Genomic DNA, 22,716 nt, shown 5'->3' with positions numbered 1-22,716 from the left:
CGGCACCGCTGTCAGGGCCGCCGGAGATTACGGCCACAATGGGGGGATGAGCGACAGCCCATCCCCCCTTGCCGATCCGCACACCGTCTTCGATCCGGCCACCGGCCGCAGGGACGTCGTCGTCCTCGGCAGCACCGGATCGATCGGCACCCAGGCCATCGACCTCGTCCTGCGCAACCCGGAGCGCTTCCGGGTCACGGCGCTCTCCGCCGCGGGCGGGCGGGTCGCCCTGCTGGCCGAGCAGGCCCATCGGTTGGGAGTCCGCGCCGTCGCCGTGGCCCGCGAGGAAGCCGTTCCGGCGCTCCGCGCCGCACTCTGCGCGGAGTACGGTTCCCAGCCGCTGCCCGAGATCCTGGCCGGACCGGACGCGGCCACCGACCTGGCCGCATCCGAGTGCCACACCGTGCTCAACGGAATCACCGGCTCCATCGGGCTCGCCCCCACCCTGGCCGCGCTCCGGGCGGGCCGCACCCTGGCCCTCGCCAACAAGGAGTCGCTCATCGTCGGCGGGCCCCTCGTCAAGGCCCTCGCCAAACCGGGCCAGATCATCCCGGTGGACTCCGAGCACGCCGCGCTCTTCCAGTCGCTCGCCTCCGGCAAGCGCTCCGAGGTCCGCAAGCTGGTGGTCACCGCCTCCGGCGGCCCCTTCCGCGGGCGTACCCGGGCGGAGCTGGCCGAGGTCACCCCCTCGCAGGCACTGGCACACCCCACCTGGGCCATGGGCCCGGTGATCACCGTCAACAGCGCGACCCTGGTCAACAAGGGCCTGGAGGTCATCGAGGCACACCTCCTCTACGACATCCCCTTCGAGCGCATCGAGGTCGTCGTCCACCCGCAGTCCTACGTTCACTCCATGGTGGAGTTCATCGACGGCTCGACGCTGGCCCAGGCAACGCCGCCCGATATGCGCGGCCCGATCGCGCTCGGCATCGGCTGGCCCGAGCGGGTGCCCGACGCGGCCCCGGCCTTCGACTGGACCAAGGCGTCGGCTTGGGAGTTCTTCCCCCTGGACACCGAGGCCTTTCCCTCGGTGGGTCTGGCCCGCCGGGTGGGCGAGCTGGGTGGCACCGCACCGGCCGTGTTCAACGCGGCGAACGAGGAGTGCGTCGAGGCGTTTCTCGCCGGCCGGCTGCCGTTCAACGCCATCATGGATACGGTCACGGAGGTCGTCACCGAACACGGAGTGCCCGCCCGGGGAACTTCACTGGCGGTGTCCGACGTCCTGCAAGCGGAGACCTGGGCCCGGGCCCGGGCTCGGGAACTCGCGGTCAAGGCCACAGCGGAGGCTCGCGCATGACGATGTTGTTGACCATCCTCGGCATCGGGCTGTTCGCCGTGGGGCTGCTGTTCTCCATCGCCTGGCATGAGCTGGGCCATCTCTCCACGGCGAAGCTCTTCGGCATCCGGGTGCCCCAGTACATGGTCGGTTTCGGCCCGACCCTCTTCTCCCGGCGCCGGGGGGAGACGGAGTACGGCATCAAGGCCATCCCCATGGGCGGCTACATCCGCATGATCGGGATGTTCCCACCCGGGGCCGACGGCCGCATCGAGGCCCGTTCCACCTCGCCGTGGCGCGGCATGATCGAAGACGCCCGCACCGCTGCCTACGAGGAGCTCCAGCCGGGCGACGAGAAGCGGCTGTTCTACACCCGCAAGCCGTGGAAGCGCGTCATCGTGATGTTCGCCGGGCCGTTCATGAATCTGATCCTGGCCGTGGCGATCTTCCTCGGCGTGGCGATGACCTTCGGTTTCGCCACCCAGACCACCAAGGTCGCCGGTGTCCAGAGCTGTGTCATCGAGCAGAGCGAGAAGCGTGACAAGTGCGCGGCCGGCGACCCGGTGTCGCCCGCCAAGCAGGCCGGCCTCCAGGAGGGCGACAAGATCGTCGCTTTCAACGGTGAGCCCGTCTCCGGCTGGCCCGAGCTCTCCGACCGCATCCGCGAGACGATCGGCCCGGCCTCCATCACGGTCGAGCGCGATGGAACCGAGCAGGTCCTCCAGGCCACCCTCATCAAGAACATGGTGGCCAAGAAGGACTCCGACGGCGAGGTCGTCCCGGACGCCTTCATCCCGGCCGGCTACCTCGGCTTCGCCGCCCAGACCGAGATCCTGCCGCTGAACTTCCCGCAGTCCGTCGACCGCATGGGCGACATGATGGAGAACGGCGTCGAGTCGATCATCGCGCTGCCCGCCAAGGTCCCGGACCTCTGGGACGCGGCCTTCAGCGACGGCGAGCGCAAGGACGACTCGCCGGTCGGTGTGGTCGGCGCGGCCCGCATCAGCGGTGAGGTGATGAACCTCGATGTGCCCACCGAGAACATCATCGCCACCTTCATGATGCTGCTCGCCGGCTTCAACCTCTCCCTGTTCCTGTTCAACATGCTGCCGCTGCTGCCCCTGGACGGCGGCCATATCGCCGGCGCCCTGTGGGAGTCCGTACGCCGCAACGTGGCGAAGGTCTTCCGGCGCCCGGACCCCGGCCCCTTCGACGTCGCCAAGCTGATGCCGGTCGCCTATGTGGTCGCGGGCGTCTTCATCTGCTTCACCCTGCTGGTGCTCGTCGCGGACATCGTCAACCCGGTCAAGATCAGCTGAAGGGCCCCCTTGTGCGGCGGCCGGGTGCACTTTGCACCCGGCCGCTCACCTATGGGTGGTGTTTTCCTCGCGCGATGTGCTTGTCGTAACCCCGGTGCCGTAATCTCGACTACCTGGAGCCCGCCGTTCTCGGGACCTCGATCCACACCTTGGGGTTGCACAGCAGATGACCGCGATTTCTCTCGGAATTCCTCCCGTTCCGATCAAGCTCGCCGACCGACGGGTCAGCCGGAAGATCCAGGTCGGGTCCGTGGCGGTAGGCGGTGACGCCCAGGTCTCCGTGCAGTCGATGACGACGACCCGCACCTCCGACATCGGTGCGACCCTTCAGCAGATCGCCGAGCTGACGGCCTCCGGCTGCCAGATCGTCCGGGTGGCCTGCCCGACCCAGGACGACGCCGACGCGCTCGCCACCATTGCGCGCAAGTCGCAGATTCCGGTCATCGCCGACATTCACTTCCAGCCGAAGTATGTCTTCGCCGCCATCGACGCCGGCTGCGCCGCGGTCCGGGTCAACCCGGGCAACATCAAGCAGTTCGACGACAAGGTGAAGGAGATCGCGGGGGCCGCGCTGGCATCCGGCACCCCGATCCGGATCGGGGTCAACGCCGGCTCGCTGGATGCGCGGCTGATGAAGAAGTACGGCAAGGCCACCCCCGAAGCGCTGGTCGAATCGGCGCTGTGGGAGGCCTCGCTCTTCGAGGAGCACGGCTTCCGGGACATCAAGATCTCGGTCAAGCACAACGACCCCGTGGTGATGGTCAACGCCTACCGCCAACTCGCGGCCCAGTGCGACTACCCGCTCCACCTCGGTGTCACCGAGGCAGGACCCGCCTTCCAGGGCACCATCAAGTCGGCCGTGGCGTTCGGCGCACTGCTGAGCGAGGGCATCGGCGACACCATCCGCGTCTCGCTCTCGGCCCCTCCGGTCGAGGAGATCAAGGTCGGCATCCAGATCCTGGAGTCGCTCAACCTCCGCCAGCGCCGACTGGAGATCGTCTCCTGCCCCTCCTGCGGTCGGGCCCAGGTCGATGTCTACAAGCTCGCCGAGGAGGTCACCGCCGGCCTTGAGGGCATGGAGGTGCCCCTGCGGGTCGCCGTCATGGGCTGTGTGGTGAACGGACCGGGCGAGGCCCGTGAGGCCGACCTCGGCGTGGCATCCGGCAATGGCAAGGGGCAGATCTTCGTCAAGGGCGAGGTCATCAAGACCGTCCCCGAGTCGAAGATCGTGGAGACCCTGATCGACGAGGCGATGAAGATCGCCGAGGAGATGGAGAAGGCCGGCATCGGCTCGGGCGAACCGACGGTCTCGATCGGCGTCTGAGTCCGGCTCTGCCACGCGCGCTTGCGGCCCCGGCGCTGGGAGGCCCGCGCCGGGAAGCCTGTGCGGGGAGGCGACGTTCCCCCTCCGTGGTTTCGCTGGGCCTACCGCAGCGATATGCGGTGGGCCCCGCGACAGCCCCCGGGTCCGCCCAGCGGGAACACCGCGGAAACGGGTGCACGACCCCGGTCACAGCCCTGACCGATGCCCACTGGGCCCACCCGCCCCGAAACCGTTGACCAGCCCCTCACCAGGGCATTTCGGCCCCGTATCCGTCTCCGTCGCGGTTGCGGGGCCATCCGCTGCTCGGCACCCCGCCCACCTGGCAGGTACAGTTCGGGGATCAGCAGACCGTTTGGTGAGGCCCCCTCGTGTTGACGCAGACCACCACCCGGGTCCTCGAACCCAGCGAACTCGGAGCGGCGCTCGCCGTTCTGGAGAGCGAACCTGTGACGAACGCCTTCGTCACCTCTCGGGTTCAGGTCGCCGGACTCGACCCCTGGCGGCTCGGCGGCGAGATGTGGGGCTGGTACACCGACGGCCGCCTGCGCTCCCTGTGCTACTCCGGCGCCAATCTGGTGCCCATCTGCGCCACCCCCGAGGCCATCCGCGCCTTTGCCGACCGCGCCCGCCGGGCCGGCCGTCGCTGCTCGTCGATCGTCGGCCCGGCCGAACCCACGGCCAGACTCTGGCGCCTGCTGGAACCGAGCTGGGGCCCGGCCAGGGACGTACGCCCCCATCAGCCGCTGATGGTCGCCGATCGGCTGCCCACCGACATCGAGCCCGACCCCTATGTCCGCCGCATCCGCAAGGATGAGATGGATGTGATCATGCCCGCCTGTGTGGCGATGTTCACCGAGGAGGTCGGCATCTCCCCGATGGCCGGTGACGGCGGACTCCTCTACCAGGCACGGGTGGCGGAACTCGTGGGGGCCGGCCGCTCGTTCGCCCGCATCGACGACGGCAGAGTCATCTTCAAGGCCGAGATCGGCGCCGCCACCCCCCAGGCCTGCCAGATCCAGGGCGTCTGGGTCGACCCCGAGTACCGGGGCCGCGGACTGTCCGAGACCGGTATGGCCGCCGTGCTGCGCTACGCACTCGCCGATGTGGCGCCCGTCGTCAGCCTCTATGTGAACGACTACAACACCGCCGCGCGGGCCGCGTATCGACGGGTGGGCTTCGAGGAGACCGGCGCCTTTATGAGCGTCCTGTTCTAACGCCAACCCCTGACGTTCGCCTCTGGCGCCCAGTTCCGGCGCCCTGTCCTGGTGCCTCTTCCCCCGGCCATCGGTGAACCGGCTGGGCAGCGGGCCGCGCATCCGCCCCTTGGTCACCGTGCGCCGACCTGGACACCGAGTGCGCCCAGTAGGGTTCGCGCATGGCAGCACTCTCCGATGTTGTGGTCGGGCCGGTCAATCTCGCCGCCCGGATCGACGAAGCCCTTGCGGTGCAGGCCCTCGCCTTCGGGCTCACCGACGAAGAGATCGGCGTGCGCCGCCACATCGTCTACCGCCATCTGCTCCAGCCGGGCGCCTGGGCCCTCGGCGCCCAGACGGAATCCGGCCGGCTCGTGGGGTTCGTCTACGGCATGCCCAACGACCGCGGGCACTGGTGGTCCACCGTGGTGGAGCCCTACCTCCGCCGCCAGGGCATCGACCACTGGCTCGATGACTCGTTCGTCATCACCGAACTCCATGTCCACCCCGCCTTCCAGGGCCGGGGCATCGGGCGTTCGCTGATCACCTCCATCACCGACGGCGTGGATCAGCCGCGCTCCATCCTCTCCGCCCTCGACTTCGAGTCCCCGGCCCGCGGGCTCTATCGCAGCCTCGGCTACCAGGACCTCGCGCGCCCGGTCCACTTCCCCAGCGCACCCAGTCCCTACGTGGTCATGGGCGCCCCGCTGCCGTTGCTGCGGGGGAACTGATTTCCACCCTCAGCGGCCACCCAGCTAACCTCCTGAGCACCACCCTTTCTTGACGCAGGAGAGTTCCCCATGGCAGCCCAGGTCCAGCGCATGTCCCGTCTGATGGTCAAGACACTGCGCGATGACCCGGCAGACGCCGAAACGCTCAGTCACAAGCTGCTCGTCCGGGCCGGCTATGTGCGGCGCAACGCGGCGGGCATCTGGTCCTGGCTGCCGCTCGGCAAGCAGGTCCTGGAGAACGTCACCCGTGTGGTGCGCGAGGAGATGGACGCCATGGGCGGCCAGGAGGTCCTCCTCCCGGCAGTGCTCCCCAAGGAGCCCTACGAGGCCAGCGGGCGCTGGGAGGAGTACGGGCCCGAGCTGTTCAGGCTCAAGGACCGCAAGGGAGCCGACTACCTCCTCGGACCCACCCACGAGGAGATCTTCACCCTTCTTGTCAAGGACCAGTGCAGCTCCTACAAGGACCTGCCCGTGGTCCTCTACCAGATCCAGTCGAAGTACCGCGACGAGGCCCGCCCCCGCTCGGGCATCCTGCGCGGCCGGGAGTTCCTGATGAAGGACTCGTACTCCTTCGACACCACCGACGAGGGCCTCACCGAGTCCTACGGCCTGCACCGTGAGGCGTACATCAAGATCTTCCGCAGGCTCGGGCTCGACCACCGGATCGTCTCCGCGGTCTCGGGCGCCATGGGCGGCTCGGCGTCGGAGGAGTTCCTGGCCCCGGCCGCGGCCGGCGAGGACACCTTCGTCCACTGCACCTCCTGCGACTACGCGGCGAACACGGAGGCCGTGACCTTCACCGTCGAGGCCCCCGCCGCCGTGGCGCACCCCGCCATGGAGGAGCTGGACACCCCCGACACCCCGACCATCGAGTCCCTCGCCGCCCACCTCGGGGTGCGGGCCTCCGCCACCCTGAAGAACCTCCTGGTGAAGGTCGACGGAGAGATCGTCGCCGTCGGGGTGCCCGGGGACCGCGAGGTGGACCTCGGAAAGCTCGGCGACCACCTCGCCCCCGCCCAGGTGGAGCTGGTCACCGCGGAGGACTTCACCGACCGCCCCGACCTGGTGCGCGGCTACGTCGGCCCGCAGGGCCTGGAGAAGGTCCGCTACCTCGCCGACCCGCGGATCGCCGCCGGCACCGCCTGGATCACCGGCGCCAACAAGGACGGCGCCCATGTCCGCAATGTGGTGGCCGGGCGGGACTTCGAGATCGACGAGTACGTGGATGTCGTCGTGGTCCAGGACGGCGACCCCTGCCCGAAGTGCGGGACCGGCCTCAAGTTGGACCGCGCCATCGAGATCGGCCATATCTTCCAGCTGGGCCGCAAGTACGCCGACGCCTTCCAGCTCGATGTGCTGGGGCAGAACGGCAAGCCCACCCGCGTCACCATGGGCTCCTACGGCATCGGCGTCTCCCGTGCGGTCGCGGCGCTCGCCGAGCAGACCGCCGATGAGCAGGGTCTGTGCTGGCCCGCTGAGATCGCGCCCGCGGACGTCCATGTGGTCGCGGCCGGCAAGGCCCTCCAGATCGAACTGGCGCTCCAGGCGGCCGAGCAGCTGGCCGAGGCCGGGCTGCGCGTGCTGGTGGACGAGCGTCCGGGTGTCTCGCCGGGCGTGAAGTTCACCGACGCCGAGCTGATCGGTGTCCCCAAGATCCTGGTCGCCGGCCGCCGTGCGGCTGAGGGCGTCCTCGAACTGAAGGACCGCCGCACCGGCGAGCGCGAGGAACTCCCCCTCGCGGAAGCGGTTGCCCGACTGCGCGCCTGACGGCCTGCCTACTCGCCCGGTCCGCCGCCATGCGGACTGGGCGAGCGTGTGTCCCCTGCGGCATCCGACCGAACGTGGAGCCGGGCCCGCGCGGGGAGTAGCCCCAGCGGACCGGCTCTCCCATGGGCGTTCAGAGCCAGGAAGCGAACTCCAAGCGGAGTTCCGCCTCCCGAGTGGGCACCCGACCCGCCGACTCCACCGCGCGGAACAGCGCCCATCCGCGTACCCGTTCCGCGTCCACTTCCAGCGAGTCGGCCAGCTTCTTCACCCTGCGCCGGGCCGCCGATGCCCCCGCCGACGCGGCCACCAGGTCCTCCACCCGGTCCCGCACCAGCCGGGCCAGGTCGTAGGCCCGCTCACCGACCAGCGGATCAGGACCCACCGCCACCCATGGCGTCTGGTCCCCGGCCAGCACCTTGCCCTGACGGAAGCTCCCGTGCAGCAGCAGGGTCTCCGGCGAGGTGGCGACCAGCTCATCGCGAGCGGCCAGAGCGGCCCTCACCAGGGGATCGGTGGAGTCCCGCATCGCCAGCGACTGCCGCTCGGTCCGTTCCGCGACCGACTCCAGGTCATGCCGGGGCGGCGGCTCCACCCAGAGCCGCCGTACGATCCCGGCCGCCTCCAGCAGCGCCTTGGCGTCGGGCAGCGACCGCAGGGAGACCTCCGGATGCAGCCGCTCCAGCAGGAGTGCCCCCTGTGGACGTCCTTCCGCGGCGAGCGGGCGTACCGCACCCCAGCCGTCCCAACGCTCCAGCGCCACCTGCTCCCGTTCGGGGGCGGCTGCCGGCGGTGCGAGCTTGAGCGCCGCCGGGGTGCCGTCCGCCCGACGCACGAGGAGGACACAGCTGCTTCTGCCGCCGGGGACCACCGTGCGGTCGACCGTCAGTCCCAGTCGGTTCACCGTCTGTTCGACGGTCGATGGCAGCCCGGCCAGCCAGGCATCGCCCTCGTCGAGCGCCCGCACCAGACGCTGGGGCGCTTCAAAACCCATGCGCGAGTAGTTCCCTCTCCGACATCTTCACCACGTTCGCCACGGCCAGAGCCGCAGCCACCGACAAAGGCACTGCTGCCGCGTCGTCCCAGCGGGCTCGACCGGTGAAGACCGCTCCACCGGCGCCAAGGACATCACGCCCCGGACGACATCACTGGGGGGTCGCCCGTTCGGCGAGCCCAGGAAAGGCTACGCCGCGGCCCCGCCACCGCACCGACCGCACTGCCGCCTCCCGCAGCGCCACCGCCGCCTCCCGTCTGAGCTGCCCGTCCGCGGCCCTGACGAGATCGGAGTAGACACCGGCGATCCGATCCTCCAGATGCGTGGCGAACCGTATGGCGGCCACGCTGTCCGGCACCGGGAAGGGCAGGGCGTAGCCAGGAGCCGCCGGAGTGGGCCTGCCACCCAGATCGCGCACGGTACGGGCCAGCGCGTCCCGCCGCGCGCGGTGTGCACCGTACGCCTCGACGGCCTCGGCCTCGCGGGCCTTCTCCACCCGGGCGCCGACGACCCCGTACCCGTACACCGCGGCGTGCTCCGCCGCCAGGGCGGCTTGGACGGCGGTCAACAGCCCCTGCGTGTCGTCCGCACTCATACGGCGTCACCGCTCGGGGCCGGTGGGGTGAGCGGGGTGGTCGTCAGCGTCGTGGTCAGCAGATAGCCGTGGGCGGCGCCGGCCGCGGCGATGGACGCCAGCAGCCTCGCGAGCTCCGGCTCCGCGTCCATGAGCGCGGCCGTGTGGGCGTCCGCGGTATGGCGTTCGGCGGTGGCCAGGGCCTTGAGCGCGGCGGCGGCGTCGGCCGGGACCGAGGGCGGTGGCACCGTTCGAACGGTGCCACCGAAGGCGGTCACATGTTCGGCCACCGAGCCCCGCAGCGCGGTCAACCGCACGGCCAGCTCCGGATGGCGGGCTACTGTTGCGTCATAGTGGTCCCTGAGCGCTCCACTGGCCGCGGCCAACCGTTTCCGCGTCACCGCGTCAGCTTGCGCCCGCCGCTGTGCCGTCCGCTCCGCTTCCCGCTGCCGCGCGGTCGTTCCGGCGCCGCCGCCGGAGCAACCCGCCAGCGATCCCGCAGCTGCGACGGCCGTCACGACGAGGGCACGTCTGCGTGTCGTCCCCGTGCGCCCCACACGTGTCTCCCTGCATCTCGGTGATCATCGCCGCAGGCGAGCGTACCCGTGGGTCCCCCGTCCGTGGACGGCAACACCCTCCCGGACCGGATACCCTTTGATCTGACACGCAGACTTGCAGCGCACCCGACAACAGCACACGCGGCCGAGGAGTCACCCGGATGAGCACCACCCAGAGCGAGAGGCTGCGCGGGCTGCTGGAGCCACTTGTCAGCGCCGCGGACCTGGACCTGGAAGAGATCGAGGTGTCCCGCGCGGGACGTCGCCGGGTACTGAGGGTCATCGTGGACTCCGAGGACGGCGCCACCCTCGATGCCTGCGCCGAATTGAGCCGTGTCATCTCCCAGCAGCTCGACGAGAGCGACGCCATGGGCGACGAGGAGTACGTCCTCGAAGTCAGCTCGCCCGGCGCCGACCGCCCCCTGACCGAGCACCGTCACTATGTGCGTGCCGTCGGCCGGCTGGTCAGGTTCCAGCTCGACGACAGCGGCGAACTGGTGGCCCGGGTGCTCACCGTGGATGACGAGGGACTCGACCTCGAAGTGCCGGGCGTGAAGGGGCGCAAGCCCACCGCCCGCCGTATCGCCTTCGGTGACATCGCCAAGGCGCGGGTGGAGATCGAGTTCAACCGCAAGGACAAGAAGCAGGAAGAGGAGGCGTAGCCGTGGACATCGACGTAAAGCTCCTGAAGGGCTTGGCACAGGAGAAGGAGATCCCCTTCGACCTTCTGGTCGAGGCGATCGAGTCGGCCCTCCTCATCGCGTACCACCGCACCGAGGGCAGCCGCCGTCAGTCACGTGTGGTGCTCAGTCGGGAGACCGGGCACGTGACGGTGTGGGCGAAGGAGGACGCGGCCGATCTGGAGGAGGGCCAGGAGCCCAAGGAGTTCGACGACACCCCGTCGGACTTCGGCCGGATCGCCGCCACCACGGCCCGACAGGTCATTCAGCAGCGGCTGCGCGACGCCGAGAACGATGTCACCTTCGGTGAGTACGCCCGCCGAGAGGGCGATGTCGTCGCCGGCATGGTCCAGCAGGGCAAGGACCCGAAGAACGTCCTGGTGCGCCTTGACGACAAGCTGGAGGCGATCCTGCCGGTGCAGGAGCAGGTCCCCGGCGAGGTGTACACCCACGGTCTGCGGCTGCGCACCTATGTCGTACGGGTGGCCAAGGGCGTGCGCGGCCCGTCCGTCACCCTGTCGCGCACCCATCCCAACCTGGTGAAGAAGCTCTTCGCGCTGGAGGTCCCGGAGATCGCGGACGGCAGTGTGGAGATCTCGGCGATCGCCCGCGAGGCCGGTCACCGCACCAAGATCGCGGTCCGCTCCACCCGCTCCGGACTCAACGCCAAGGGCGCCTGCATCGGCCCCATGGGCGGCCGGGTGCGCAATGTCATGGCCGAACTGCTCGGTGAGAAGATCGACATCGTCGACTGGTCGGACGACCCCGCGGAGATGGTGGCGAACGCGCTCTCCCCCGCACGGGTGAGCAAGGTGGAGGTCGTCGATCTGGGCGCACGCTCCGCCCGGGTGACCGTGCCGGACTACCAGCTGTCCCTGGCGATCGGCAAGGAAGGGCAGAACGCCCGACTGGCCGCCCGTCTCACCGGCTGGCGCATCGACATCCGCCCGGACACCGAGCAGCCGGAGCAGTCCGGACCCTCGGACGGCTCCGACCGTGACCGGGATCGTGACCGGGATCGTGACCGTGGTCAGGACCGCGACCGGTACCGGGGCTGAAACCGACACCGAGACAAACACCGAGACGGGTCCAGCCGGGCCCAGCAGCCCTCCCGCGCCCGATGAAAGGGCCGATGGGAGGGTGTGGTGGGTCACCAGTATCGAGACAACGAACGTTCGATTCCTGCCCCAAAGGGGTGAGGTCGCTACGGGGAGGTAGACTTTAACGTGTCTGGCCGGACGTTTGCCCGCCTACGCCCTGAGCGCACCTGCGTGGGCTGCCGGGAACGAGCGGCCAAGACCGATCTGCTGCGCATCGTGGTGGTCGGAGACAACTGCGTCCCCGATGATCGCGGTACGCTGCCCGGCCGGGGCGCGTATGTACACCCCGCCTTGGTCTGTCTCGATCTGGCTGTACGACGCCGGGCGTTCCTCAGGGCCTTCAAGGTCAAGGGACCGCTCGACGCGGCTGGAGTGCGTCGGCATATGCAGGACGCACAGGAGGCGGCGCAGACAGCACCGTAAGAAGAAGTACGGCACGGAATCCCGTGCGGTCAGGTACCTCGCGAGTCGGAAGTAGGTCGAGATTGCGATGAGCACCCCTCGATGAGTACGCGATGAGTACGCCCATGAAGTAGCGACGGTCCGGCGGTAACCCGGACCTAAAAGGAGCGAAGTGGCTAAGGTCCGGGTATACGAACTCGCCAAGGAGTTCGGCGTAGAGAGCAAGGTCGTCATGGCCAAGCTCCAAGAGCTCGGTGAATTCGTCCGTTCGGCTTCCTCGACGATCGAGGCGCCGGTTGTACGAAAGTTGACTGACGCTTTGCAGGGACCCGGCGCCGCCGGTAAGTCCGCTGCCAAGCCTGGCGCGCCCCGCAAGGCCGCGCCTTCCCCCGCCGCCCCCCGTCCGGGTGGCCCCACTCCGGCCGCGCCGGCCCGCCCCGGGGCTCCCAAGCCCGGCGCGCCCGCCCCTCGGCCCACCGCGGCCGAAGCGCCCGCAAGCAGTGCCCCCGCCGCCAGCGCACCGGTGACCCCGGCAGCCTCCGGCCCGCGTCCGGGTCCCAAGCCCGCGCCGGCCAAGCCTGCTCCGGCGGCTCCCGTGCCCGCTGCGGAGTTCTCCGCGCCGGCGCAGCCCGCCACACCTCAGACCCCGCAGTCCGCGCGTCCCGCTACCCCCGGACCGCGTCCGGCCCGTCCGGCCCCGGCCGGCGGCCAGCGCGACGGTGGCCAGCGTGAAGGCGGCCAGCGCGAGGGTGGTCAGGGTCGCGGCGGTGAGCGTGGCGACCGTGGTGGACGCCCCGCGTCCGGCCAGGGCGCCCCGCGTCCCGGCGGCAACCGTCCGGCGGGTCCCCGTCCGGGCAACAACCCCTTCACCTCTGGTGGCTCCACCGGTATGGCGCGCCCGCAGGCGCCCCGTCCCGGCGGTGCCCCGCGACCCGGCGGTCAGGGTGGCGCCCCCGGCGCCGCACGTCCGCAGGGTGGTCCCGGTGGCGCGCCCCGTCCGCAGGGTCAGGGCGGCGCCCGTCCGAGCCCCGGCGGGATGCCCCGTCCGCAGTCCCCGCGTCCCGGTGGCAGCGGCGGTCCCGCAGGTAATCGCCCGAACCCGGGCATGATGCCGCAGCGTCCCGCTGCCGGTCCCCGCCCCGGCGGTGGCCCCGGTGGTGGCGGCGGCGGTCGTGGTCCTGGTGGCGGCGGTGGCGGTCGTCCCGGTGGCGGCGGCGGCGCTGGTGCCGGTCGTCCCGGTGGTGGCGGCGGCGGTTTCGCCGGTCGTCCCGGTGGCGGTGGCGGTGGCGGTCGTCCCGGTGGCGGTGGCGGTTTCGCCGGTCGTCCCGGTGGCGGTGGCCCCGGTGGTGGCGGCGGCTTCGGCGGCGGTCGTCCCGGTTTCGCCGGTCGTCCCGGTGGCCCCGGTGGCCGTGGCGGCACACAGGGTGCGTTCGGTCGTCCCGGTGGTCCGGCCCGTCGTGGCCGCAAGTCGAAGCGACAGAGGCGCCAGGAGTACGAGGCCATGCAGGCCCCGTCGGTCGGCGGCGTGATGTTGCCTCGCGGCAACGGACAGACCGTCCGACTGTCGCGCGGTGCCTCGCTGACCGACTTCGCCGAGAAGATCAACGCCAACCCGGCGTCGCTCGTCGGCGTGATGATGAACCTCGGCGAGATGGTCACCGCCACGCAGTCCGTCTCCGACGAGACGCTGAAGATGCTCGCGGACGAGATGAACTTCGTCCTGGAGATCGTCAGCCCCGAGGAGGAGGACCGCGAGCTGCTCGAGTCCTTCGACATCGAGTTCGGCGAGGACGAGGGCGGCGAGGAGTTCCTTGAGTCCCGTCCGCCGGTCGTCACCGTCATGGGTCACGTCGACCACGGAAAGACCCGGCTGCTGGACGCGATCCGCAAGACGAACGTCGTCGCGGGCGAGGCCGGCGGTATCACCCAGCACATCGGCGCCTACCAGGTCGGCACCGAGGTCAACGGCGAGCACCGCAAGATCACCTTCATTGACACCCCCGGTCACGAGGCGTTCACCGCCATGCGTGCCCGTGGTGCGAAGTCCACCGACATCGCGATCCTCGTGGTCGCGGCGAACGACGGTGTGATGCCGCAGACGATCGAGGCGTTGAACCACGCCAAGGCGGCCGGTGTGCCGATCGTGGTCGCGGTCAACAAGATCGACGTCGAAGGCGCCGACCCGGTCAAGGTGCGCGGTCAGCTCACCGAGTTCGGTCTGGTCGCCGAGGAGTACGGCGGCGACACCATGTTCGTCGACATCTCCGCCAAGCAGGGTCTGCACATCGACTCCCTGCTGGAGGCCGTGGTCCTCACCGCGGACGCCTCGCTCGACCTCCGGGCCAACCCGGGTCAGGACGCGCAGGGTATTGCGATCGAGGCCCACCTCGACCGCGGTCGCGGCGCCGTCGCCACCGTCCTCGTCCAGCGCGGTACCCTCCGCGTCGGCGACACGATGGTCGCCGGTGACGCTTACGGCCGAGTCCGCGCCATGCTCGACGACAAGGGCGAGAACGTGGAGGAAGCGGGTCCCTCGACCCCCGTCCTCGTGCTCGGTCTCACCAACGTCCCGGGCGCCGGCGACAACTTCCTGGTGGTCGACGAGGACCGTACGGCCCGTCAGATCGCCGAGAAGCGTGCCGCTCGTGAGCGCAACGCCAACTTCGCCCGCAAGGGTGTCCGGTTCTCCCTGGAGAACCTGGACGAGGCGCTCAAGGCCGGACTGGTCCAAGAGCTCAACCTCATCATCAAGGGCGACGCGTCCGGTTCGGTGGAGGCTCTGGAGTCCTCGCTGCTCCAGCTCGACGTCGGCGAAGAGGTCGACATCCGCGTGCTGCACCGTGGCGTGGGTGCGGTCACCGAGTCCGACATCGACCTGGCGATGGGCTCCGACGCCATCGTCATCGGCTTCAACGTCCGTGCGGCCGGCCGTGCCGCGCAGATGGCGGAGCGCGAGGGCGTCGACGTTCGGTACTACTCGGTGATCTACCAGGCCATCGAGGAGATCGAGGCAGCCCTGAAGGGCATGCTGAAGCCGGAGTACGAAGAGGTCGAGCTCGGTACGGCGGAGATCCGCGAGGTCTTCCGCTCGTCCAAGCTGGGCAACATCGCGGGTGTTCTCATCCGCTCCGGCGAGGTCAAGCGGAACACCAAGGCCCGTCTCATCCGCGATGGCAAGGTCATCGCGGAGAGCCTCAACATCGAGGGTCTGCGCCGCTTCAAGGACGACGTCACCGAGATTCGGGAAGGCTTCGAGGGCGGTATCAACCTCGGAAACTTCAACGACATCAAGATCGACGACGTCATCGCGACGTACGAGATGCGCGAGAAGCCGCGCGGCTGATCGCCTATGGCATCGCCGGGGCCGATCGACGGAGAATATTCCGTCGATCGGCCCCGGCTGCCGCGTGTACGGTTCTGATGTTCCCGCCCCGCGTCACGCACCACGGCGGAGACACCTCAATCGCACATGAACCCGAACCGGCGGGATATCCGGGCATACATGTATGTAGGGACGCTGTCCTTCGATGTGCTTCTCGGTGACATACGGTCACTGAAGGAGAAACGCTCCGTGGTCCGCCCGATCGTCGCCGAGATCCAACGGAAGTTCTCGGTGAGTGTGGCGGAGACCGGGGATCAGGACCTCTACCGCAGAGCCCAGATCGGCTTGGCGGTGGTATCAGGGGACGTGGCGCACCTCACGGAAGTACTGGACCGGTGCGAGCGCTTCGTCGCGGGCCGGCCAGAGGTGGAGCTGCTCTCAGTTCGACGCAGGCTCCACGGCGACGAAGACTGATGGCAAGGCAAGCAGGTAAAAGGAGAAGGACCAGTGGCCGACAACGCGCGGGCGAAGAAACTGGCGGACCTCATCCGGGAAGTGGTCGCTGAGAAGCTGCAGCGCGGCGTCAAGGACCCGCGGCTCGGCACCCATGTGACCATCACCGACACCCGAGTCACCGGCGATCTGCGGGAGGCCACGGTCTTCTACACGGTCTACGGCGATGACGAGGACCGGGCGAGTGCCGCAGCCGGACTGCAGAGCGCCAAGGGCGTGCTGCGCAGCGCGGTCGGGGCCGCGGCGGGGACCAAGTTCACGCCCACCCTGACCTTTGTGGCGGATGCCCTCCCGGAGAACGCCAAGACGATCGAGGACCTGCTCGACAAGGCACGTGCCTCGGACGAGAAGGTCCGCGAGGCATCGTCAGGTGCGAGCTACGCCGGCGAAGCGGACCCGTACCGCAAGCCGGAGGACGAGGACGACACCTCCGCATGACACAGCAGAACACCCCCGACGGCTTGGTCATCGTGGACAAGCCGTCGGGCTTCACCTCCCATGATGTCGTCGCCAAGATGCGCGGGATCGCCAGAACCCGCCGGGTGGGGCACGCGGGCACGCTTGACCCCATGGCAACCGGAGTGCTGGTGCTCGGAGTTGAGCGGGCCACCAAGCTCCTCGGGCACCTCGCCCTGACCGAGAAGGAGTACCTGGGCACCATCCGGCTCGGGCAGAGCACCGTCACGGATGACGCCGAGGGCGAGATCATGGCCTCCGTGGCCGCCTCCGGGGTCACCCGGGAGGGCATCGACGCGGGAGTGGCCGCGTTGAGCGGCCCCATCATGCAGGTGCCGTCGAAGGTCAGCGCGATCAAGATCGATGGCAAACGCTCCTACGCCCGGGTCCGTGGCGGCGAGGAGTTCGAGATCCCGGCCCGCCCGGTCACCGTCTCCTCGTTCCAGGTTTACGACGTGCGGGAAGCCGTCGCCGACGACGGCACCCCGGTCATGGACCTGGTCGTCTCGGTGGTCTGCTCCTCGGGTACCTACATCCGCGCCCTCGCCCGCGACCTCGGCGCCGGGCTCGGCGTCGGGGGCCATCTCACCGCACTGCGACGCACCCGGGTCGGACCGTACGGCATCGACGCGGCCAGGACGCTCGACCAGCTCCAGCAGGAGCTGACCGTGATGCCGATCGCCGATGCCGCCGCCGCCGCGTTCCCGCGGTGGGAAGTGGACGAGCGACGGGCCAAGCTCCTGGCCCATGGCGTACGCCTGGACATGCCCACGTACACCCGGTCCCCGGTCGCCGTCTTCGGCCCTGAGGGACGCTTTCTCGCCCTGGTGGAGGAGCAGAAGGGCAAGGCGAAGAGCCTTGCCGTCTTCGGCTGACGTCCAGGGCTGGTTCTCACACCGTGGGACGGGCGGCCCGCAGTCCGGGACCGCCCGCCCCACGATCTCCCTCCGGTAGGGGATCTGTCCCACGCACCCCGGGTGATCAACGGTCGCGGGGCGTGTTCGCAGGGCGTTCCCTCACCCGCTGATCACGTCCGGCCCACCGTCGACGCCTGCTTGCGGGACGCCCGCCCGGCAAGGGCACGGCGACCTCCGGCGGGCCGTGCGAGCCGTGCGCGGTACCCACCCGACGAGCGCATCCGGTGCTGGGCGCCGGGGTGCTCAGCACCCGCACGCCCCAGGCGCCGACCCTTTTGACCAGCGGTCGGCTGAGCCCGCCCATGACGCCCCGAACCCGCCCCGCCCCTGGTCGGGCGGCTGGATAGCGCCCCCGAGGGTGCGTTGCGCCGCATGGTCGGAAAGGGCACGGGAGGGTCCGTAACCGAGGTGGTGCGATGCCGATGCGAACCGTACGGCGTGGGCATGGCAGTCTTAGACCTGCGTAATCGGCAATCGACTGTCGGAATGTCGACACACCGGCAGATCGGCACATCTGTTAATCGGGTTCGGGCGAGGAGCGGTCGCAGTGCAGCGCTGGCGTGGCTTGGAGGACATCCCCCAGGACTGGGGGCGCAGCGTCGTCACCATCGGCTCCTATGACGGGGTGCACGGCGGGCACCAGGTGATCATCGGAAAGGCCGTGGAGCGGGCGCGTGAGCTCTCCCTGCCCTCGGTCGTGGTGACCTTCGATCCGCATCCCAGCGAGGTCGTGCGCCCGGGCAGCCATCCACCGCTGCTCTCCGCGCACCACCGACGGGCCGAGCTGATGGCGGAGCTGGGGGTGGACGCGGTACTGATCCTGCCGTTCACCGCCGAGTTCTCCCAGCTCTCCCCGGCAGACTTCATCGTGAAGGTCCTGGTCGACAAGTTGCACGCCCTCCTGGTGGTGGAGGGCCCGAACTTCCGCTTCGGCCACAAGGCCGCGGGCAATGTCGCCTACCTGGCCGAGCTGGGTGCCACCTATGACTACGAGGTCGAGGTCATCGACCTCTTTGTGACCGGTGCCGCCGGCGGTGGTGAACCGTTCTCGTCCACGCTGACCCGACGCCTGCTCGCCAGTGGCGACATCGCGGGCGCGAACGAGATCCTGGGCCGCCCCCACCGGGTCGAGGGCGTGGTGGTGCGAGGAGCGCAGCGCGGGCGCGAACTGGGCTACCCGACGGCGAACCTGCAGACCCTGCCGCACACCGCGATCCCGTCCGACGGTGTCTACGCGGGCTGGTTGACGGCGAACGGCGAACGGATGCCCGCCGCGATCTCGGTGGGCACCAACCCGACGTTCAACGGTACGGAACGGACCGTGGAGGCATACGCCATCGACCGGGTGGGACTGGATCTCTACGGTCTCCATGTCGCGGTGGACTTCCTGGCCTACATCCGGGGCATGCTGAAGTTCTCCTCGATCGATGAGCTCCTGGTCGCCATGGCCGAGGACGTCAAGAAGTGCCGGGAGCTGATCGCCGCCGCGTCGTGAGTCCGGTCGGCTGACCCCCTCCGGCGAGTGCTGCCCTGCCCCGGCCGAGCCGGGGCAGGGCACAACGCTTTCAGCGGCGGCTGCCAGCCGGTGCGGTCGCCCGCCGTACCGCCAGGGCGCGGCGCCCAGGAGCCCCAGGGCTGCCCCGCCGCCCGGACCGGGCCTGCGGGTCACGCCCAGTGGCAGGCCACCCCCGGCCCCGTCAGTACGGGCAGGGGCTGCGTCCGGCACCGCAGTGCGCGGAGGGGGTCAGCGCCCTGGGCGGTGGCGGGACCATCGGGGGTGGGCTCCCGCCGTCCCATCCCGGCCAGCACCTGGCAGCGCTGGTGGAATCGGCACCCGGCCGGAATCCTCGCCGGGTCCGGTGGCTCGCCCCTCAGTACCACGGCCGGGGTCTTGGACTCCGGAAGGACTGACAGCAGTGCCTGTGTGTAGGGGTGGCGAGGCGCGGTCAGCACCTCCTCGACCGTCCCGTACTCCACGATCCGCCCCAGATACATCACCGCGACCCGGTCCGCGATGTTCCAGGCCAGGCCCAGATCATGCGTCACGACCAAGGCCGACAGACCGAGTTGATCCCTCAGCCGCAGCACCAGGGCGAGGATCTCCCCTCGCACCGATGCGTCCAGCGATGCCACCGGCTCATCGGCGATGATCAGTTCCGGTCCCAGTACGAGCGCACCCGCGATGACCACCCGCTGCCGTTGGCCACCCGACAGCTCATGCGGATAGCGCAGCAGAAAGCGCTCGGGCGGTCGCAGTCCGGCCTGGGAGAGCGCCTGGCAGACCGCGGTGCGTTCATCGCCTACGTGACGGTGGATCCTCAGTCCCTCCGCCACGGCGTCGTACACCGTGTGCCGGGGGTTGAGCGAACCGGTGGGGTCCTGGAGCACCAGCTGGACCTTGCGCCGATGGGACTTCAGCGCCCGCGCGGTGTAGGCGAGCGGTTGGCCGGCACAGCGGATCTGCCCCGACGCGGGTGCCACCAGTCCCAGCAGGGCGCGTGCCAGAGTGGTCTTCCCGCACCCCGACTCACCGACGAGGGCCACGATCTCGCCCGCCTCGACCGCGAGATCGACCCCGTCCACGGCGTGTACGGGTGGCCCGCCGCGGTGCCCGGGAAAGCTGATCCGCACCCCGCTCGCGGTCAGCAGGGGAGTGGTGGTCATGGGGTCCTTCCCAGCGGGACGGTTTGGAGGTCGCCGGCCCGTAGACAGGCGGCCCGGTGCGGATCGTCCCCCGTCAGCACCTGCTCCTGGTGGCCGCACAGGTCCAGTGCCAGCGCGCACCGCGGATGGAAGGCACAACCCGCGGGGAGCGCCGAGGGATCGGGTGGGTCACCGGGCAGTCCGCGGGGGGCCCGGCGGGAGGAGGCGTCGCCCACCCGGGGGAACGCGGCCGACAGCGCCTGCCCATAGGGATGCCGGGCCCCCTCGTACACCGCGCGCGCCGGGCCCTCTTCGACCACTCGCCCCGCGTACATCACCGACAGCCGGTCGCAGACGTCCGCCAGTACCGCCAGATCGTGACTGATCATCAGCAGCCCGATGTCCCGGTCGGTGACCAGCCGCCCGATGAGGCCCAGGATCTGCGCCTGGATCATCACATCCAGCGCTGTCGTCGGTTCATCGGCGACGATCAGCGAGGGAGCGCAGGCCAGCGCCATCGCGATCATGACCCGCTGGCGCTGACCGCCGGAGAGCTCATGGGGGTAGGCAGCCGCCCGGCTGCCGGGCAACCCGACCTGCTCAAGCAGGTCCTGGGCCAGTCGACGGGCCGCGGCGGGAGTGGCGCGACGATGGACGAGCGCCGGTTCGGCGATCTGCTCACCGATCCGGCGTACCGCGTTGAGCGAGTGCATCGCCCCCTGGAAGACGATCGAAGCGCCGGCCCAACGCACCGCCCGCAGCCGCCCCCAGCGCATGGTGAGCACATCCTCGCCCTGGAGCAGGATCTCTCCGCGCAACCGGGCGGACGGAGGCAGCAAGCGCAACAGGGCGAGGGCGATGGTGGACTTCCCGCACCCCGATTCACCGGCGATGCCGCACTTCTGCCCGGCGGCCACGGTGAGGTCCACACCTCGTACGGCGGGCACCGCGTGGGGGCCCGAACCATAGGTGACATGCAGGTCCCGTACCTCCAGCAGGCTCATCGCACCGCCCCCAGCCTCGGGTTGAGCACCGACTCCACCGCTCGCCCGCAGAGGGTGAACGCCACCGCGACCAGCGCGATCGCCACCCCCGGTGGGGCGAGGTACCACCAGTGCCCCGAGGAGACCGCACCCGCCTCCCGTGCGTCCTGGAGCATCCCGCCCCAGGAGACCACCGCCGGATCGCCCAGCCCGAGGAACGCCAGCGTCGCCTCGGTGAGGATCGCCGTCGAGATGCCGAGGGTGGTCTGGGCCAGCACCAGCGGCATCACATTCGGCAGCACATGGCGGCTCATGATGTGCCCATGACCGCCGCCGAGCGCCTTGGCGCGCTCGATGTAGGGGCGGGACTCTACGGCGAGGGTCTGTGCCCGTACCAGCCGTGCCGTCGTGGGCCAGCTGGTCACTCCGATCGCGATCACCACGGTCCACAGGCTCCGTGACATCACCGTCGCCAGCACGATGGCCAGCACCAGCGCGGGCATCACCAGAAACCAGTCGGTCACCCGCATCAAGGCGGTGGCGAACCAGCCGCCGTAGTGTCCGGCGATCACCCCGACCAGGGTGCCGATTCCCACCGACAGCACCGCCGCGAGCAGCCCGACCGCCAGCGAGATCCTGGCACCCCACAGCAGCAACCCCAGCAGGGAGCGCCCGAACTGGTCGGTTCCCAGCCAGAACGCCCCACTGGGCGCCTCCAGCGGCCCGCCGGGCGCATCGGCCACGCTCCGCAGATCCCCGTCCGTCAGCAGGGGGGTGGCCAGGGCGACCGCACCGATCACCAGCAGCGCCGTCAGTCCCCACAGCCCGGTCCGCTGTTGGCGGTAGGTCCCCCAGAAGCGAGTCAGCGAGTCACGGCGGCGCGCCCACACCAGGGGGGTGGTCATCGGCGCACCCGTGGGTCCAGCAGCGGATAGATCAGATCGGCCAGCAGGTTCATCACGATCATGGCTCCGGCGAAGACGATGAAGAGCCCCTGGACCAGGGGCAGATCGGGGACGCTGAGTGCCTGGTAGAAGAGGCCGCCGAGGCCCGGCCAGGAGAACACCGTCTCCACCAGGATCGAACCGGCCACCACATGGCCCAGATTGATGAAGACCATGGTCACCGTCGGCAGCAGCGCGTTGGGCACCGCATGGCGACGGCGTACGGCAGCGTCCCGCAGCCCTTTGGCCCGGGCGGTCGTCAGATAGTCGCCGCCCATTTCGTCCAGCAGGGAGGAGCGCACCACCAGCAGCGTCTGCGCATAGCCCACCGCGACCAGGGTGAGGACCGGCAGCACCAGGTGGTGTGCCACATCGATGGCATACGCGAAACCCCGCTCGCCACCCGACTCCATCCCCCCGGTGGGAAAGAGCCCCGGCAGTGGGCCCACCCCCACGGCGAAGGTGATGATCAACAACAGTCCCAGCCAGAAGGACGGCACGGACCACAGGGTCAGCGCCACACCGGTGGTGAGCCGATCCGCCCTTCCGCCGTGCCGCCAGGCGGAGCGGGTGCCGAGCCAGAGGCCGAGGGTCGAGTAGAGCAGTACGGCGGTTCCGGTCAGCAGCAGGGTGGCGGGCAGCTTCTGCGCGATGAGCTCCCCCACGGGTGCGTGGAACTGGTAGGAGAGGCCGAGATCGCCCGTGAGCGCCTTGCCGCAGTAGTCGGTGAACTGCCGCCAGAGGGGGAGATCCAGCCCGAACTGGCCGCGGAGGGTCGCCAGCTGTTCGGCCGAGGTCGGCATTCCATGGGTCATGGCCTTCACCGGATCGCCGGGGATGATCCGGAACAGGAAGAAGCCGGTGACCAGGACCGCGACCAGCGAGATGAGCGCACCACCCAGCTTGCCCGCCCCATAGCGGAGATAGCCCGTCCGCTTCCGGTCCACTGGGGCGGGTGCGACCACCGCCGTGGTCGCCGTCATCGCCGGCTCCCGATCGTCGGCGTCCCCGGTGCGGGGCAGCG

At 70.0% G+C, this 22,716-nt stretch carries 21 protein-coding genes; 14 read left to right on the top strand and 7 right to left on the bottom strand.

Annotation, left to right across the window (positions count from 1 at the left end; translation table 11 throughout):
• Positions 1-46: 46 nt before the first annotated feature.
• The 6 genes from dxr to NBG84_RS32235 all read left to right on the top strand — a co-directional run bounded on the left by dxr (position 47) and on the right by NBG84_RS32235 (position 7,610).
• Positions 47-1,297 carry a 1-deoxy-D-xylulose-5-phosphate reductoisomerase gene (gene dxr, locus NBG84_RS32260; protein WP_250923230.1) on the top strand — a complete coding sequence of 417 codons (1,251 nt, stop codon included), beginning with the start codon at positions 47-49 and terminating at the stop codon, positions 1,295-1,297.
• Positions 1,294-2,595: a M50 family metallopeptidase gene (locus NBG84_RS32255; protein ID WP_250923229.1), complete on the top strand. Its 1,302-nt coding sequence runs from the start codon at positions 1,294-1,296 to the stop codon at positions 2,593-2,595. The genes dxr and NBG84_RS32255 overlap by 4 nt, the downstream gene beginning before the upstream one ends.
• A 166-nt stretch (positions 2,596-2,761) precedes the next feature.
• Entirely contained in the window at positions 2,762-3,919 is a 1,158-nt protein-coding gene (gene ispG, locus NBG84_RS32250) for a flavodoxin-dependent (E)-4-hydroxy-3-methylbut-2-enyl-diphosphate synthase (protein ID WP_250923228.1), read from the top strand.
• 368 nt (positions 3,920-4,287) lie between these two features.
• On the top strand, positions 4,288-5,133 hold the full coding sequence (locus NBG84_RS32245) for a GNAT family N-acetyltransferase (protein WP_250923227.1): 846 nt from the start codon (positions 4,288-4,290) through the stop codon (positions 5,131-5,133).
• Positions 5,134-5,294: 161 nt separating this feature from the next.
• Positions 5,295-5,843, top strand: coding sequence for a GNAT family N-acetyltransferase (locus tag NBG84_RS32240; RefSeq protein ID WP_250923226.1), 549 nt, complete (start codon positions 5,295-5,297; stop codon positions 5,841-5,843).
• A 69-nt stretch (positions 5,844-5,912) separates the two neighbouring features.
• Complete coding sequence (locus NBG84_RS32235) at positions 5,913-7,610, top strand: proline--tRNA ligase (RefSeq protein ID WP_250923225.1); 1,698 nt, start codon at positions 5,913-5,915, stop codon at positions 7,608-7,610.
• Positions 7,611-7,740: 130 nt separating this feature from the next.
• Here NBG84_RS32235 and NBG84_RS32230 read toward each other — a convergent pair whose 3' ends face one another.
• From NBG84_RS32230 to NBG84_RS32220, 3 genes are all read right to left on the bottom strand, one after another.
• Positions 7,741-8,601 carry an aminoglycoside phosphotransferase family protein gene (locus NBG84_RS32230; RefSeq protein WP_250923224.1) on the bottom strand — a complete coding sequence of 287 codons (861 nt, stop codon included), beginning with the start codon at positions 8,599-8,601 and terminating at the stop codon, positions 7,741-7,743.
• 151 nt (positions 8,602-8,752) lie between these two features.
• Complete coding sequence (locus NBG84_RS32225; RefSeq protein WP_250923223.1) at positions 8,753-9,196, bottom strand: ferritin-like domain-containing protein; 444 nt, start codon at positions 9,194-9,196, stop codon at positions 8,753-8,755.
• A complete protein-coding gene (locus NBG84_RS32220) occupies positions 9,193-9,732 on the bottom strand; it encodes a hypothetical protein (RefSeq protein WP_250923222.1) in 540 nt (179 codons plus the stop codon). Before NBG84_RS32220 ends, NBG84_RS32225 begins: the two co-directional genes overlap by 4 nt.
• Positions 9,733-9,893: 161 nt before the next feature.
• On the opposite strand from NBG84_RS32220, the gene rimP reads away from it, so the two are divergent.
• The 8 genes from rimP (at position 9,894) to NBG84_RS32180 (ending at position 18,617) form a co-directional block, all read left to right on the top strand.
• The gene (rimP, locus tag NBG84_RS32215) at positions 9,894-10,394 is read left to right on the top strand and encodes a ribosome maturation factor RimP (protein ID WP_250923221.1); all 501 of its coding nucleotides are present in this window, start codon (positions 9,894-9,896) and stop codon (positions 10,392-10,394) included.
• A 2-nt stretch (positions 10,395-10,396) separates the two neighbouring features.
• Positions 10,397-11,470, top strand: a complete 1,074-nt coding sequence (gene nusA / locus NBG84_RS32210; protein ID WP_250923220.1) for a transcription termination factor NusA — start codon at positions 10,397-10,399, stop codon at positions 11,468-11,470.
• Between the two features lie 168 nt (positions 11,471-11,638).
• A complete protein-coding gene (locus NBG84_RS32205; RefSeq protein ID WP_250923219.1) occupies positions 11,639-11,935 on the top strand; it encodes a YlxR family protein in 297 nt (98 codons plus the stop codon).
• A gap of 151 nt (positions 11,936-12,086) precedes the next feature.
• A complete protein-coding gene (infB, locus tag NBG84_RS41240) occupies positions 12,087-15,257 on the top strand; it encodes a translation initiation factor IF-2 (RefSeq protein ID WP_250923218.1) in 3,171 nt (1,056 codons plus the stop codon).
• A gap of 159 nt (positions 15,258-15,416) precedes the next feature.
• On the top strand, positions 15,417-15,710 hold the full coding sequence (locus NBG84_RS32195; RefSeq protein WP_250923217.1) for a DUF503 domain-containing protein: 294 nt from the start codon (positions 15,417-15,419) through the stop codon (positions 15,708-15,710).
• A gap of 33 nt (positions 15,711-15,743) precedes the next feature.
• Positions 15,744-16,187, top strand: a complete 444-nt coding sequence (gene rbfA, locus NBG84_RS32190; RefSeq protein WP_250923216.1) for a 30S ribosome-binding factor RbfA — start codon at positions 15,744-15,746, stop codon at positions 16,185-16,187.
• A complete protein-coding gene (gene truB / locus NBG84_RS32185; protein ID WP_250923215.1) occupies positions 16,184-17,080 on the top strand; it encodes a tRNA pseudouridine(55) synthase TruB in 897 nt (298 codons plus the stop codon). The genes rbfA and truB overlap by 4 nt, the downstream gene beginning before the upstream one ends.
• A gap of 589 nt (positions 17,081-17,669) precedes the next feature.
• Positions 17,670-18,617: a bifunctional riboflavin kinase/FAD synthetase gene (locus tag NBG84_RS32180; RefSeq protein WP_250923214.1), complete on the top strand. Its 948-nt coding sequence runs from the start codon at positions 17,670-17,672 to the stop codon at positions 18,615-18,617.
• Positions 18,618-18,787: 170 nt separating this feature from the next.
• On the opposite strand, the gene NBG84_RS32175 is transcribed toward NBG84_RS32180, so the two are convergent.
• The 4 genes from NBG84_RS32175 to NBG84_RS32160 are packed head-to-tail and all read right to left on the bottom strand — an operon-like array spanning position 18,788 to position 22,675.
• A complete protein-coding gene (locus tag NBG84_RS32175; RefSeq protein WP_250923213.1) occupies positions 18,788-19,786 on the bottom strand; it encodes an ABC transporter ATP-binding protein in 999 nt (332 codons plus the stop codon).
• On the bottom strand, positions 19,783-20,769 hold the full coding sequence (locus NBG84_RS32170) for an ABC transporter ATP-binding protein (RefSeq protein ID WP_250923212.1): 987 nt from the start codon (positions 20,767-20,769) through the stop codon (positions 19,783-19,785). The genes NBG84_RS32175 and NBG84_RS32170 overlap by 4 nt, the downstream gene beginning before the upstream one ends.
• A complete protein-coding gene (locus NBG84_RS32165; protein ID WP_250923211.1) occupies positions 20,766-21,653 on the bottom strand; it encodes an ABC transporter permease in 888 nt (295 codons plus the stop codon). Before NBG84_RS32165 ends, NBG84_RS32170 begins: the two co-directional genes overlap by 4 nt.
• A complete protein-coding gene (locus NBG84_RS32160; protein ID WP_250923210.1) occupies positions 21,650-22,675 on the bottom strand; it encodes an ABC transporter permease in 1,026 nt (341 codons plus the stop codon). The genes NBG84_RS32165 and NBG84_RS32160 overlap by 4 nt, the downstream gene beginning before the upstream one ends.
• Positions 22,676-22,716 lie beyond the last annotated feature (41 nt).

This window comes from Streptomyces albipurpureus, assembly GCF_023701525.1.
GTDB classification, from domain to species: domain Bacteria; phylum Actinomycetota; class Actinomycetes; order Streptomycetales; family Streptomycetaceae; genus Streptomyces; species Streptomyces albipurpureus.
This window is presented reverse-complemented; position numbering and strand designations above follow the sequence as displayed.